Below are 13,572 nucleotides of genomic sequence, written 5' to 3' on the forward strand. Positions count from 1 at the left end.
CTACCGGTACATCGAATGCACGCGATATCCGTCTGGTAGCGCCGGCCGTTGGCCGGCCCAGGTGGTGCCGACACCGTCCGCCGGTCACGGCAACCGGTAACCCGCTTCCCGCAACAAGGCCGCCACCGCGATCAACGGCAACCCGATCAGGGCGGTCGGGTCGCGGTTCTCGATCGCCTCGAACAGGGTGATTCCCAATCCTTCGCATTTGAAGCTGCCCGCGCAGTCCAGCGGACGCTCGGTGGCCACGTAGCGCTCAATCTCATCCGCCTGCAAGACGCGGAAACGGACCGTGGTCAGATCGCAGGCCTCCAGCACCCGGTCGTCGCACTGCAGGGCCACGGCCGTATGGAAGGCCACCGCCTGCCCGGACATCGCCGCCAGCTGGGCGTGCGCGGTCTCGACAGTGCCGGGCTTGCCCAGCGGGTTGCCGTTCAGCTCGGCGACCTGGTCGGAACCGATCACCCAGCGCCCCGGGTGCCGCGCCGCCACTTCGGCGGCCTTGGCCCGGGCCAGGCGGGCCGCCAAGGCAGCGGGAGCCTCGCCGGGGGCAGGGGTCTCGTCCACGTCCGGGCGGGCTGTCTCCAGCGGCAGGCCCAGGCGTTCCAGCAGTTCGCGGCGGTAGCGGGAGGTGGAGGCAAGCAGCAGCGGGTTCATGTGATAATGGTACCCGACCGGTGGGGCGCGACCGTTGGCCTTACGGCCTCTGAATTGCGTGGGCCGGGCAGTATTTGACAACTGCCTTTGCGGTCCTTAACATTCAGCGGCTTATGTCCGCGAACGTGCCCGAATTGCTGGATGCCTGGCGGATGGTCGCAGCGCGCAGGCGCTTCGAAGGCCAGGTCAACCTGGCTGACCTGACCCGCCTGCAAGGCCTTGTTGCCGATACCGAAGGAACGTGCACCTATGCACTGGAATTCGGACGCGACGAGATCGTGCGGGTATCCTATGTGGAACTGACCCTCACCACCGAGCTGCCGCTGACCTGTCAGCGCAGCATGCAGCGATTCCTGTTGCCGGTGCATGTGGTGCAGCGTCTTGGCCTTGTCCGCGACGAAGCTGAAGAAGCAGCGTTGCCGGAAGAGTACGAAGCGCTGCTGGTGCCCGAGGATGGCGAGTTGCGTCCGCTGGACCTGGTCGAGGACGAACTGGTCCTGGCCGTTCCGGTGGTGCCGCTTTCGCCCGATGGTGAGGCGGTCAACCGTGACTGGGCACCGACCGAAGAAGAAACAAGCAAGGCCAACCCGTTCGCGGCGTTGGCGGCGTTGAAGAAACAATAGCAGCCGGTTGTCGTCGGCGGCTGCGGCGAAAGCGAAGACTGTGCTGGGCGCTGGCGTCCTGTGCGACGAAACGACGAAGCAAAACGAACCGAGTTTGGAGCAATCCCATGGCTGTGCAGAAATCCCGTGTTACCCCGTCCCGCCGCGGCCAGCGCCGTTCGCATGACGCCCTGAGCGCCAAGCAGCTGTCGACCGACCCGACCACCGGCGAAGTGCATCTGCGTCATCACATCACTGCTGACGGTTTCTACCGTGGCAAGAAGGTGATCACCACCAAGACCTCGGCGGTCGAAGAAGATTGATGTGTGTAAAGGCCGCTGCCCGGTCGGGCGGCGGCCTTTGCCCTTTCTTCCAGGCCGCGTTGCGGCCGCGTTTCAGGAATTGCAATGAGCAAGCGGATCTACTCGAGGATCGCGGGCACCGGTAGTTATTTGCCCGAAAAAGTGCTGACCAACCAGGATCTGGAGAAATTGGTCGACACCAGCGATGAGTGGATTCAGACGCGCACCGGTATTCGCGAACGGCACATTGCCGCTGACAGCGAAACCACCAGCGACCTCGGCTATCACGCCGCGGTGCGCGCGTTGGAGGCCGCCGGTATCGAGGCCTCGCAGCTCGACATGATCGTGGTGGGTACCACCACTCCCGATCTCATTTTCCCCTCCACCGCGTGCCTGATCCAGGCCAAGCTCGGTGTGAGTGGTTGCCCCGCCTTTGACGTGAACGCTGCCTGCTCGGGCTTCGTGTTCGCGCTGAGCGTGGCCGACAAATTCATCCGTTCCGGTGATGCCCGCCATGTGCTGGTGATCGGTGCGGAAACCCTGACCCGTATCGTCGACTGGAACGACCGCACCACCTGCGTGCTGTTCGGTGACGGCGCGGGCGCGGTGGTGCTCAAGGCCGACGAAGACACCGGCATTCTCAGCACCCACCTGCATTCGGACGGCAGCAAGAAAGAGCTGCTGTGGAACCCGGTGGGCGTTTCCACCGGTTTCGGCGAAGCGGAAAACGCACGCGGCGCGATCCTGATGAAGGGCAACGACGTGTTCAAGTACGCGGTCAAGGCGCTGGATTCGGTGGTCGACGAGACCCTGCAGGCCAACGGCCTGGACAAGAGCGACCTGGACTGGCTGATTCCGCATCAGGCCAACCTGCGCATCATTGAAGCCACCGCCAAGCGCCTGGACATGTCCATGGACCAGGTGGTGGTCACCGTCGACAAGCACGGCAACACCTCCTCCGGTTCGGTGCCGCTGGCGCTGGACGCCGCAGTGCGCTCCGGTCGCGTGCAGCGCGGCCAGCTGCTGCTGCTGGAAGCCTTCGGTGGCGGCTTCACGTGGGGTTCGGCTCTGCTGCGTTATTAATGCGTTAAACGGTGACGCGCGGCCTTGTGCCGCCTGCGTTTCACACGGCCCCGTTTGGGGCCGTTCGCATTTCTGGAGACACCTCATGGTCGAGCCCATTGTCATTGAAGGGCAGCGCGCCTGGCTCAAGCAGTACGGCGAGGGCAGCCGCGCCGTCGCGCTGGGCCTGCTGCGCTTCATCGCCAACCGTTTCGAGCTGGATGCGCTGCGCCCGCCGCCGCACCGGGGCGGGGACGCCGCCCGTGAAACCGAGGCCCGCCGCCTGGCAGAACTGCTCGCGCAGGGCGTCAACGTGCCGCACGTCATCGGCAGCGGCCACGCCGCGCTGGTGCTGGGCGACAACGGCAGCTCGTTCAACACCTGCCTGCGCCAGGCCGATGACGCCGGCCGCGACGTGCTGGTGGCGGCCGCCATGCAGGCCATTGCCAATGCACACCGCAGCGGGGCCTATTTCGGCCAGCCGCTGCCGCGCAATCTGACCTGGGATGGCCACAGCATCGGCTTCATTGATTTCGAGGAAGACCCGCTGGAAGTGATGGACCTGGCCCAGGCCCAGGCCCGCGACTGGCTGATGTTCGGCTATGGCGTGGCCAAGTACTACGAGCACCGCCCCGAGCGCCTGCAGGAACTGATGGCGCAGGCCATGGACGGCGTGGACAGCCCGGTGCTGGCGCACGCCCACGCGGTCTCCGGCCGACTGCAGCGGCTGGCCCGCTTCAGCCTGAAAATGGGCCGCTCGGCGCGCGCGCTGGCCCACGCCATTCTGATCGTGCACGGAGCCACCACGCTGGGCATGGTGATGCTGCTGGCGATCTGCGTGGACTTCTTTGCCGACGGCGAACTGGACGTCCTGCAGCTGTTTGTGTGACGTCGGCGGCGGGTGCGGCCTCAGGCCGCACATACGCGCCAGTACAGACGAAGGCGGCTAAACCCCCTTATCATTCGCCGTTCGATTTTTGCAGGCGGACCCCCGCGTGACCGATTCCACTCTTGCTTTCGTGTTCCCCGGCCAGGGCTCCCAGTCGCTGGGCATGCTGGCCGAGCTCTCCGAACTGCACCCACAGATTCGTGAAGCCTTCACCGAAGCCTCTGACGGTGCCGGCGTGGACCTGTGGGCGCTCTCGCAGGGCGGCCCCGAAGAAATGCTCAACCGCACCGAATACACCCAGCCTGCGCTGCTGGCCGCCAGCATTGGCGTGTGGCGCACGTGGCAGGCGGTCGGCGGTGCCAAACCGGCCGTGCTGGCCGGACACAGCCTGGGTGAATACACCGCCCTGGTGGCCGCTGGCGCGCTGACCCTGCGCGACGGTGCCCACCTGGTGCGCCTGCGCGGCCAGCTGATGCAGGACGCGGCCCCGGCCGGCGTCGGTGCCATGGCCGCCGTGCTGGGTGCCGAAGACGCCCTGGTGCTGGAGGTCTGTGAACAGGCCGCCGGCAGCCAGGTGGTGGTCCCCGCCAACTACAACTCGCCCGGCCAGATCGTCATCGGCGGCGACGCTGCCGCGGTCGACCGCGCGCTGGCGCTGCTGGCCGAAAAGGGCGTGCGCAAGGCGGTGAAGCTGGCCGTCAGCGTGCCCTCGCACACCCCGCTGATGCGCGAAGCCGCCAACCGCCTGGCCGAAACCATGGCCGGCCTGCAGTGGCAGGCTCCGGCGCTGCCGGTGGTGCAGAACGTGGACGCGCGCGTCCATGACGGCGTGGACGCCATCCGTCAGGCGCTGGTGCAGCAGTTGTACCAGCCGGTGCAGTGGACCGGTTGCGTGCAGGCGCTGGCCGCCCGCGGCGTGACCCGCGTGGCCGAATGCGGCCCGGGCAAGGTGCTTACGGGATTGATCAAGCGCATCGACAAGGGCCTGGACGCGCGTACGCTGTCCACGCCTGCCGACTTTGAAGCTGCCCGCGAAACCTGGGCCGCCTGAGCTCCACGTCATTCAAGGAAACAGATTCATGAGCAAGCCCCTGCAGGGTGAAATCGCACTGGTCACTGGCGCAAGCCGTGGCATCGGTGCCGCCATTGCCGACACGCTGGCCGCCCAGGGCGCCACCGTCATCGGCACCGCCACCACCGAAGCCGGTGCTGCCGCCATTGGCGAGCGTCTGGCCGCACTGGGTGGCCACGGCCGCGCGCTGAACGTCACCGATGCTGCCGCGCTGGACGCCGTGCTCGATGGCATCACCAAGGAATTCGGTGCCATCTCCATCCTCGTCAACAATGCGGGCATCACCCGCGACAACCTGCTGATGCGCATGAAGGAAGAGGACTGGCAGGCCATTCTCGACACCAACCTGACCAGCGTGTTCCGCACCTCCAAGGCGGTGATGCGCGGCATGATGAAGGCCCGCAAGGGCCGCATCATCAACATCGCCTCGGTCATCGGTGTCACCGGCAACGCCGGGCAGGCCAATTACGCCGCCGCCAAGGCCGGCATCATTGCCTTCTCCAAGTCGCTGGCCAAGGAAATCGGTTCGCGCAACATCACCGTCAATGTGGTCGCTCCCGGCTTCATCGACACCGACATGACCAAGGCCCTGCCGGAAGAGCAGCGCACCGGTCTGGTCAAAAGCATCGCGCTGGAACGCCTCGGCGAGCCGGCTGATATCGCCAACGCGGTGGCGTTCCTGGCCGGCCCTTCGGCCAGCTACATCACCGGCGAAACCCTCCATGTGAACGGCGGCATGTACATGCCGTAAGCATGTGGCGCAGGGACTGCGCCGCAAGTGGTTGATCCACTTGGCCTTTTGCAAGAATGCATGGGGCCGGTGGTTTCCACTACACTATCCCACGGCCATCACAACCCGATGGCAATACTTTTGAACCACTACTCCATCTGGAGCGATATCCAATGAGCACCATCGAAGAACGCGTCAAGAAAATCGTCGTCGAACAGCTTGGCGTCAAGGAAGAAGAAGTCACCAACAGCGCATCGTTCGTCGATGACCTCGGCGCTGACTCGCTGGACACCGTTGAGCTGGTGATGGCGCTGGAAGAAGAATTCGAGTGCGAGATCCCGGACGAAGAAGCCGAAAAGATCAGCACCGTGCAGGCGGCTATCGACTACATCAAGGCGCACGTCAAGGCCTGATGTCAGCCGGCTGAAGCGCGTGAGTGGTTTTCCACCACGCGCAACGGCACCCCCATGGGGCCGCACTTGCGGCCCTGTGTATTTGTAAGCGTCAGGAGAATCTGAAATGAAGCGTCGCGTCGTCGTTACCGGCATGGGCATGGTCTCGCCGTTGGGCAATGATCTGGCCACCAGTTGGAAGGGCATCACCGAAGGCCGTTCCGGCATCGGTCCGCTGACCAATGTTTCAGACGCCTACCTGGAGCGTTTCACCACCAAGATTGCAGGTGAGGTCAAAGGATTCGACATCACCGCCGACAACGAACAGTTCGGAAAATTCCGGGTCAGTGGCAAAGATGCCAAGAAGATGGACCCGTTCATTCATTACGGCCTGGGCGCTTCGTTCATGGCCCTGCACGATTCCGGCCTGGAAATCACCGACGCCAATGCCGAGCGCATCGGCGCGATCGTCGGTGCCGGCATCGGCGGCCTGCTCGGCATTGAAGAGCAGACCATCGAATTCCACGAGGGCAAGAAGATCTCGCCCTTCTACGTGCCCAAGACCATCATCAACATGCTGCCGGGCCAGCTGAGCATCATCACCGGCCTGAAGGGTCCGTCCTTCTCCGCCGTGTCGGCCTGCGCCACCTCGAATCATTCCATCGGCACCGCCATGCGCATGATCCAGTACGGCGATGCGGACGTGATGGTGGTCGGCGGTGCCGAGCGTGGCTCGTCGCCGACCGCACTGGGCGGCTTCTGTGCGATGAAGGCCATGTCCACCCGCAACGACGCGCCGGAACAGGCGTCGCGTCCGTGGGACAAGGACCGCGACGGCTTCGTGCTGGGTGACGGTGCCGGCATTCTGATCCTGGAAGAGTACGAACACGCCAAGGCGCGTGGCGCGAAGATCTACTGCGAGCTCGCCGGCTTCGGTGCCAGCTCCGACGCGTACCACATGACCGCGCCCAGCGAGAACGGCGAAGGTGCCGCCCGCTGCATGACCATGGCCCTGAAGGACGCTGGCGTCACGCCGGACCAGGTCGGTTACCTCAACGCACACGGCACCTCCACGCCGCTGGGCGACCTGGGCGAAACCATGGCCATGAAGACCGCCTTCGGCGACCACGCCTACAAGATGATGGTCAGCTCCACCAAGAGCATGACCGGACACCTGCTCGGCGCGGCCGGCGGTGTGGAAGCCATCTTCTCGGTGCTCGCGATCCGCGACAACATCATCCCGCCGACCATCAACCTGGAACAGCCGGGCGAAGGCTGCGACCTGGACTACGTGCCCAACGTCGCCCGCGAAGCCACCGTGGACGTGGTCATGTCCAACGGCTTCGGCTTCGGCGGCACCAACGGCACGCTGGTGTTCAAGCGCGTCTGAGGTTTGAGCAGCACGTAGAAAATCCATCAAGGCCGCCTAAACAGGCGGCCTTGATGCTTTCACCGGTAGCGCCGGCCGTTGGCCGGCCCGCACAATGCCCGCCACGGCCCTCGGCCAACGAACCATCACGTTCCTAACGCTTCCGGTCGAATCACCGCCATGTTCCAAACCCGCCCGCTACCCGCCACCACCGACCTCCCATCCCTGCAACGCGTAGCCCCCGACCGCTACCCGCTGCTGATGGAATCCACCGCCTCCGGCACGGCCCAGGGCCGTTGGGACCTGCTGCTGATGGCCAGTGGCCCCATGCTGGCCCTGCACAACGACGGCGTGGTCCGCGACGAAACCGGCACCGCCCACGCCGGCACCTTCCTGCAGGTGCTCGACGCCCAGTGGCACGCCGAGCGTCTGCCCCGCGAAGAGACCGGTCTGCCGTTCCGCGGCGGCTGGGCGCTGATGCTCGACTACGAACTTGCTGGCCAGATTGAAACCGTCCTGGCGCTGCCCACCCGCGCTGACGGCCTGCCTTCCGCATTGGCCCTGCGCTGCCCCGCAGGCGTGCTGCACGACCGCGTGCTCGGCCAGTACCACGCCGTGTGCGAAACCGGCAGCGAGGCCCTGCTGGACACCCTCCTGGCCGACCTGCAGGCCGCCGCAGCGCAGCCCGCGCTGCCGACCTGGCAGCCGCCGCAGCAGATGGACGAAGACGCGCCCGCACGCTTCACCGGCGGCGTGGAAAAGGTCATCGACTACCTTCGCGCCGGCGACGTGTTCCAGGTCAACCTCTCGCGCCGCTGGGTCGCCCAGTTCAGCGAAGCTCTCGACCCGCACGCTCTGTACGCCCAGTTACGCGTGGCCAACCCCGCGCCGTTCGCTGGCCTGTTCATCGCGCAGGGCAGGGCAGTGGTCAGCTCCTCGCCCGAGCGCCTCGTGTCCGTGCATGGCGACGACGTCCAGACCCGTCCGATCGCCGGCACCCGCCCGCGCTTCGCCGGCGACGATGACGCCGAGCGCATCCGCGAGCTGGTCGGCCACCCCAAGGAGCGCGCCGAGCACGTGATGCTGATCGACCTCGAACGCAACGACCTCGGTCGCATCTGCAGCCCCGGCAGCGTGGAGGTCGATGAATTGATGACCGTGGAAAGCTACGCCCACGTGCACCACATCGTCAGCAACGTGCGCGGCCGCCTGCTGCCCGGCACTACCCCGGGGCAGGTGATCGCCGCCACCTTCCCCGGCGGCACCATCACCGGCTGCCCCAAGGTGCGCTGCATGCAGATCATTGCCGAGCTCGAGCAGACCGCGCGCGGGGCCTACACCGGTGCCTTCGGCTGGCTGAACCGCGACGGCGACCTCGACCTGAACATCCTCATCCGCACCGCCGAAGTCGCCGGCCCGCAGGCCGCCTTCCGCACCGGTGCCGGCATCGTCGTCGATTCAGATCCGGCCAAGGAACTCGACGAAACCCGCGCCAAAGCCCGCGGCCTGATGCGCGCGCTGGGCCGCAACGACTGACACATCGCATCCCTGTATCCTGTACGGCGTGCTCCCGCGCATGCCCGGGCCGTTCGAACCGCCGGACATGCTCGGCCGAATGAAACGCCGGGAATGCCCCGTAGAGCCGGGCTTGCCCGGCTGCCCGGAAAAACCGAACCACCCGTAACAACCGAAACAAGCGCAAAAGGACCCCCATGGCAGGTGCAAAACGAGGTTGCCTCACCATCCTCACAGTGCTGCTGCTCGGCGCACTGGCCCTAGCCGCCGCCGGCCTCTGGTTCTGGCAATCCCAATCCAGCTTCGCCGACGAACCCATCACCCCGGACCAACCGGCCGTGATCATCGCCCCCGGCGACGGCCTCAACACCGTTGTGCGCAAACTGCGCGAGGTCGGCGTTGACGAAGGCACCGACACCCAGTGGCAGCTGCTGGCCCGCCAGCTCGACGCCGCCGGCAAGCTCAAGGTCGGCGAATACGCCCTCGACAACAGCCTCACCCCGCGCGAACTGCTCACCCGCATGCGCCAGGGCCGCGTCGTGCAGCACCGCGTCACCATCGTTGAAGGCTGGAACATCCGCCAGCTGCGCGCCGCGCTCAAGCGCGCCGATCCCCTCGTGCACACCACCGACGAGCTCGACGACAGCGCACTGATGGCCAAGCTCGGCTTCCCCGGCCAGCACCCAGAAGGCCGCTTCCTGCCGGAAACCTACGTCTACCAGCGAGGCGACACCGACGTCGACGTGCTCAAGCGCGCCCACGCCGCCATGGAGAAAGAACTGGCCATCGCCTGGGACAGCCGCAGCGACGACCTGCCGCTCAACACCCCGTACGAACTGCTCACCCTCGCCTCCATCATCGAAAAAGAAACCGCGCTGGCCAGCGAGCGTCCGCAGATTGCCGGCGTGTTCGCGCGCCGCCTGAAAATCGGCATGCGCCTGCAGACCGACCCCACTGTCATCTACGGCATCGGCAGCAGCTACGACGGCAACATCCGCAAGCGCGACCTCACCACCGACACGCCGTACAACACCTACACCCGCGCCGGCCTGACCCCCACGCCGATCGCCATGCCCGGCCGCGACGCGCTGCACGCTGCCGCGCAGCCCGCGCCGGGTGATGCGCTGTACTTCGTCGCCGTCGGCGATGGAAGCGGCGCGCACGTGTTCTCGGCCAACTACGCCGACCACAACACCGCCGTAGCCCGTTATCTGCAGCAGCTGCGCCAGCAACGCGCGCAGCAGCAGGCACAACCGCAATGACCTCTGATCTGCAACGCCACCCGCATTTCATCAGCCTGGAAGGCGGGGAGGGCGCGGGCAAGACCACCGCGCTCAACGCCATCCGGCAGGCACTGGAAGCGCACGGCCACACCGTGCTGCTCACCCGCGAGCCCGGCGGTACCCCGCTGGCCGAGCGCATCCGCGCGCTGGTGCTGACCCCCGACCCCGAAATCGCCGCCGAGCCACTGAGCGCCGAGGCCGAGCTGCTGCTGGTGTTCGCCGGCCGTGCCCAGCACGTGCGCCAGGTCGTGCAACCCGCACTGGCCCAGGGCACCTACGTGCTCAGCGACCGCTTCACCGACTCGAGCTACGCCTACCAGGGCGGCGGGCGCGGCCTCGACCCGGCCTTCATCGCCGAACTGGAGCGCCGCACCGTCGGCCTGCAGCCCGGCCTGACCCTGCTGCTGGACGTCGATGTGGCCGTCGGCCGCGCCCGCGCCAGCGGCCGTGACGAAGGCCCGGACCGCATCGAGCGCGAGCAGGACGACTTCTTCCAGCGCGTGCGCACCGTGTTCCGCCAGCGCGCCGCCGCCGAGCCCGGGCGTTTCCGCGTGATCGACGCCAGCCAGGACCAGGCCGGCGTCGCCGCCCAGGTGGTGGCCGCCATCGATGCCTACCTGACCAAGGAGGGCGGCAATGGCTGAGTTCTCCCCCTGGCAGCAGCGCGCCTATGACCAGACCGTCGCCGCGCTCGACGCCGGCCGTCTCGGCCACGGCCTGCTGATCTGCGGCCCGGCCGGCCTCGGCAAGGCCGAGGTGGCCCTACAGCTGGCCAAGCACGTCCTCGAGCGCGGCGAACCCGCTGCCGCCCAGCGCGCTGCCCAGCTGATTGCCGCCGGCACCCACCCGGATCTGCAGCAGGTGTCGTTCATTCCGAACAAGACCGGCGACAAGCTGCGCACCGAGATCGTCATCGAGCAGGTCCGCGAGATCTCGCAGAAGCTGGCGTTGACCCCGCAGTATGGCGTCGCCCAGGTGGTCATCGTCGACCCCGCCGACGCCATCAACCGCGCCGCCTGCAACGCCCTGCTCAAAACCCTGGAAGAGCCCCAGCCCGGGCGCTACCTGTGGCTGATCAGCAGCGACCCTGCGCGCCTGCCCGCCACCGTACGCAGCCGCTGCCAGCGCCTGGAATTCAAGCTGCCGCCGCGCGAGGAAGCGCTGGCCTGGCTGCAGGCCCAGGGCCACAGCGAGGCCAGCGCCCGCGAAGCCCTGGACGCCGCCCGCGGCCACCCCGGGCTGGCCGACGACTGGCTGAAGTACGACGGCCTGACCCTGCGCCGGCAGGTCGCCAGCGACCTGGAGGCACTGGTCGCCGGCCGCAGCAGCGCGGTGGAGCTGGCCCAGCGCTGGTGCGCGGACGAGCACGCCGCCCTGCGTCTGCGCTTCGCCGCCGACCTCGCCCTGGCACAAGCCAGCGGCGGTGGCTTGACCGATGCGGAGCGATTGAACAAGCTGGGGGCCTGGTTCGACGCCGCCAACCGTACCCGCGATATGTTGCGCACTACCGTGCGCGCCGATCTGGCGGTGGTGGAATTGTTGTTGGCATGGAACAAGGTCAACGAGCGGCACGCAAAGGGGAATAGATAAATGAGCGCCACCAACGCCCGCCAAGGCATCCTGTCGTTGGCCGTCAAGGACAAGGCGTCGCTGTACAGCGCCTACATGCCGTTCATCAAGAACGGCGGCATCTTCGTGCCCACGCCCAAGCGTTACTTCTTGGGTGACGAGGTCTTCCTGCTGCTGACGCTGCCCGACAGCAGCGAGCGCCTGCCTGTGGCCGGCAAAGTGGTGTGGGTGACCCCGGCCGGTGCCCAGGGCAACCGCAGCGCCGGCATCGGCGTGCAGCTGGCCGACGGCCAGGAAGGCGAGAACGTGCGCAACAAGATCGAGACCGCGCTGGCCGGTACGCTGAACTCGGACAAGCCCACGCACACGATGTGAAGGCAATTGTAAAAAAGCGTTGACGAGTACGAAATCCGCCCTATAATGAGCGGCTCAGCAACACACCGGGCGGTTAGCTCAGCGGTAGAGCATTGCCTTCACACGGCAAGGGTCACAGGTTCGATCCCTGTACCGCCCACCATGTTGCGGAATCTAAGAAAGCCGACCTTCTGGGTCGGCTTTTTTGTTTTGGAATAATCCGACATTGTGTCAACCCGGCTTGCGGGTCGGGAGACAGAAGTGGCCAGCCCAATCATTCAGTAGCTTTGGGGGGCGGTTTGGGGTAATGATGGCCATTGCCCGGCTTGTGGGCTACGCCTAAGGATGGTGTGCTATGGCTGAAGAAGATCTTTCCAAGGTCGCAGATGCGAATTCCTCAGTTGTAAAAGCTCTAATGCCGTTATCTCCTGAAGAACGCGCCCGAGTGGTGCAATCGGTAGTTGCCCTATTTGGAATTTCGGCAGCGCTACCTCCGCCAAGAAGTTCCATGCCAACTTCTGAAGCTGCGGCCTTGGATTCACTTGAGCCTGCCCGACAGCGTCAGGCAACGGGTAAGCCAATTTCTCTGGTCGAACTCCTAAAGGAAAAAAATCCCACAACAAATGCGCAGCGGATTGCCTGTTTTGCCTACTACAGGGAGCAATTCGAAGGAAATCAGCATTTTTCGAAGTCAGATCTCCAGCCTTACTTTGCAAAAGCTAAATTGACGTCGCCTGGTCCGAATTATGCTCGGGACTACAACAATGCGGTCAAATCCGCGTGGATACATGATGAAGGTAGTCAGTCCTATCTCACTCAAGTGGGGGAGGCAGCAGTGGAGAGTGGCTTCAGCGGATCGTCGAGAAAGGCTGCTCCAGCTAAAAGAAAGAAGAAGTCGGTAGGGAAGGTTGAGTGATCAACTCGGGACTTCTCCTCGCTCAAATTCCGGCGGCGCTTCGCGATCCGCTTATTCAAGAGTACGTAGGCATATGCGTCGCGTACGCCGAAGGGCGATGGAAGTTGGCATCATTGGATGCGGGAAGATTCTGCGAGGTGGCATATACGGTGATCAATGGGATGCTTACAGGTGTCTATCCTGATGCACCCCAAAAGCCGGGAAACTTCGTTCAAGCATGTCGCAGTTTGGAATCTCTAGCACCCTTGGCGGTAGGTGATCGTTCAATACGAATACTTATTCCACGCTTGCTCCCTTCGTTGTACGAGGTGAGGAACAACAGAAATGTCGGTCATGTGGGTGGCGATGTTGTTTCCAACAAGATGGATGCGACCCTGGTTCGTGAGGCTGCAGCGTGGATCGTCGCGGAGCTCATTCGTGTCACACATCAAGTCTCGATAGAAGAAGCTCAGAGTGCCGTCGACGTTCTGGCCGAGCGAGTTCATCCGCTGGTATGGGAGGTTGATGGTGTAAAGAGAGTTTTGGATCCCAGTCTTTCGGCAGCAAAGAAGGTGTTGATCCTTCTTTATGCAACTCCTGGTTGGGTCAAGATTGGGGACGCGCGCGCATGGGTTAAGTACGGCGGAGGATTTAGGGCGCGAGTGCTTGAGAAATTGTTCAAGGACTGCCTAATCGAAATCAAGGGTGACTCAATTATGATCACGCCATATGGAGCTCGGCTCGTTGAGCAAGAGCTGATCTCAAAACACTAGTTGTCCAAGGGCGCTAACCAGGTTCCGCGCGGCGCGCCGCGCGCCCGGCCGGCCTCTCTCCTAATTACCCGCGGCCAGGGGCTTTCGCGCCATGCACGCGCCCGCAGT

General features: G+C 65.0%; 16 protein-coding genes and 1 tRNA gene. 16 read left to right on the forward strand and 1 reads right to left on the reverse strand.

All coding sequences use genetic code 11. The features are described from left to right. Window positions 1-84: 84 nt before the first annotated feature. Complete coding sequence (locus QMX83_RS15315; protein WP_282297503.1) at window positions 85-657, reverse strand: Maf family nucleotide pyrophosphatase; 573 nt, start codon at window positions 655-657, stop codon at window positions 85-87. Window positions 658-770: 113 nt separating this feature from the next. On the opposite strand from QMX83_RS15315, the gene QMX83_RS15320 reads away from it, so the two are divergent. From QMX83_RS15320 to QMX83_RS15395, 16 genes are all read left to right on the forward strand, one after another. Further along, window positions 771-1,280: a YceD family protein gene (locus QMX83_RS15320; protein ID WP_282297504.1), complete on the forward strand. Its 510-nt coding sequence runs from the start codon at window positions 771-773 to the stop codon at window positions 1,278-1,280. A gap of 107 nt (window positions 1,281-1,387) precedes the next feature. Continuing rightward, on the forward strand, window positions 1,388-1,582 hold the full coding sequence (gene rpmF, locus QMX83_RS15325; RefSeq protein WP_125361342.1) for a 50S ribosomal protein L32: 195 nt from the start codon (window positions 1,388-1,390) through the stop codon (window positions 1,580-1,582). 84 nt (window positions 1,583-1,666) lie between these two features. Next, entirely contained in the window at window positions 1,667-2,644 is a 978-nt protein-coding gene (locus tag QMX83_RS15330; RefSeq protein ID WP_282297505.1) for a beta-ketoacyl-ACP synthase III, read from the forward strand. An 85-nt stretch (window positions 2,645-2,729) separates the two neighbouring features. Beyond that, window positions 2,730-3,512 (forward strand): serine/threonine protein phosphatase, encoded by a 783-nt coding sequence (locus QMX83_RS15335; RefSeq protein ID WP_282297506.1) that lies wholly within the window; start codon window positions 2,730-2,732, stop codon window positions 3,510-3,512. A gap of 106 nt (window positions 3,513-3,618) precedes the next feature. Continuing rightward, window positions 3,619-4,563 carry an ACP S-malonyltransferase gene (gene fabD, locus QMX83_RS15340; protein ID WP_282297507.1) on the forward strand — a complete coding sequence of 315 codons (945 nt, stop codon included), beginning with the start codon at window positions 3,619-3,621 and terminating at the stop codon, window positions 4,561-4,563. Window positions 4,564-4,591: 28 nt separating this feature from the next. Next, window positions 4,592-5,335, forward strand: a complete 744-nt coding sequence (gene fabG / locus QMX83_RS15345; protein WP_282297508.1) for a 3-oxoacyl-ACP reductase FabG — start codon at window positions 4,592-4,594, stop codon at window positions 5,333-5,335. A 152-nt stretch (window positions 5,336-5,487) separates the two neighbouring features. Beyond that, complete coding sequence (gene acpP, locus QMX83_RS15350; RefSeq protein WP_005415509.1) at window positions 5,488-5,727, forward strand: acyl carrier protein; 240 nt, start codon at window positions 5,488-5,490, stop codon at window positions 5,725-5,727. A 106-nt stretch (window positions 5,728-5,833) separates the two neighbouring features. After that, window positions 5,834-7,096 carry a beta-ketoacyl-ACP synthase II gene (gene fabF / locus QMX83_RS15355; protein ID WP_125361352.1) on the forward strand — a complete coding sequence of 421 codons (1,263 nt, stop codon included), beginning with the start codon at window positions 5,834-5,836 and terminating at the stop codon, window positions 7,094-7,096. A 159-nt stretch (window positions 7,097-7,255) separates the two neighbouring features. Next, window positions 7,256-8,611: an aminodeoxychorismate synthase component I gene (locus tag QMX83_RS15360; protein ID WP_282297509.1), complete on the forward strand. Its 1,356-nt coding sequence runs from the start codon at window positions 7,256-7,258 to the stop codon at window positions 8,609-8,611. Window positions 8,612-8,787: 176 nt separating this feature from the next. After that, window positions 8,788-9,852, forward strand: a complete 1,065-nt coding sequence (mltG, locus tag QMX83_RS15365; RefSeq protein WP_282297510.1) for an endolytic transglycosylase MltG — start codon at window positions 8,788-8,790, stop codon at window positions 9,850-9,852. Beyond that, window positions 9,849-10,517, forward strand: a complete 669-nt coding sequence (gene tmk / locus QMX83_RS15370; RefSeq protein ID WP_282297511.1) for a dTMP kinase — start codon at window positions 9,849-9,851, stop codon at window positions 10,515-10,517. Before mltG ends, tmk begins: the two co-directional genes overlap by 4 nt. Further along, window positions 10,510-11,463: a DNA polymerase III subunit delta' gene (locus QMX83_RS15375; protein ID WP_282297512.1), complete on the forward strand. Its 954-nt coding sequence runs from the start codon at window positions 10,510-10,512 to the stop codon at window positions 11,461-11,463. The genes tmk and QMX83_RS15375 overlap by 8 nt, the downstream gene beginning before the upstream one ends. Further along, on the forward strand, window positions 11,464-11,817 hold the full coding sequence (locus QMX83_RS15380) for a PilZ domain-containing protein (RefSeq protein ID WP_282297513.1): 354 nt from the start codon (window positions 11,464-11,466) through the stop codon (window positions 11,815-11,817). It begins immediately after the preceding gene. Window positions 11,818-11,884: 67 nt separating this feature from the next. Then, a tRNA-Val gene (locus QMX83_RS15385) sits at window positions 11,885-11,959 on the forward strand. A 192-nt stretch (window positions 11,960-12,151) separates the two neighbouring features. After that, the gene (locus QMX83_RS15390) at window positions 12,152-12,712 is read left to right on the forward strand and encodes a hypothetical protein (protein ID WP_282297514.1); all 561 of its coding nucleotides are present in this window, start codon (window positions 12,152-12,154) and stop codon (window positions 12,710-12,712) included. After that, entirely contained in the window at window positions 12,709-13,464 is a 756-nt protein-coding gene (locus QMX83_RS15395; RefSeq protein WP_282297515.1) for a hypothetical protein, read from the forward strand. Before QMX83_RS15390 ends, QMX83_RS15395 begins: the two co-directional genes overlap by 4 nt. The last annotated feature ends 108 nt before the right edge of the window (window positions 13,465-13,572 follow it).

The organism is Stenotrophomonas sp. PS02289 (assembly GCF_029960115.1).
Taxonomy (GTDB): domain Bacteria; phylum Pseudomonadota; class Gammaproteobacteria; order Xanthomonadales; family Xanthomonadaceae; genus Stenotrophomonas.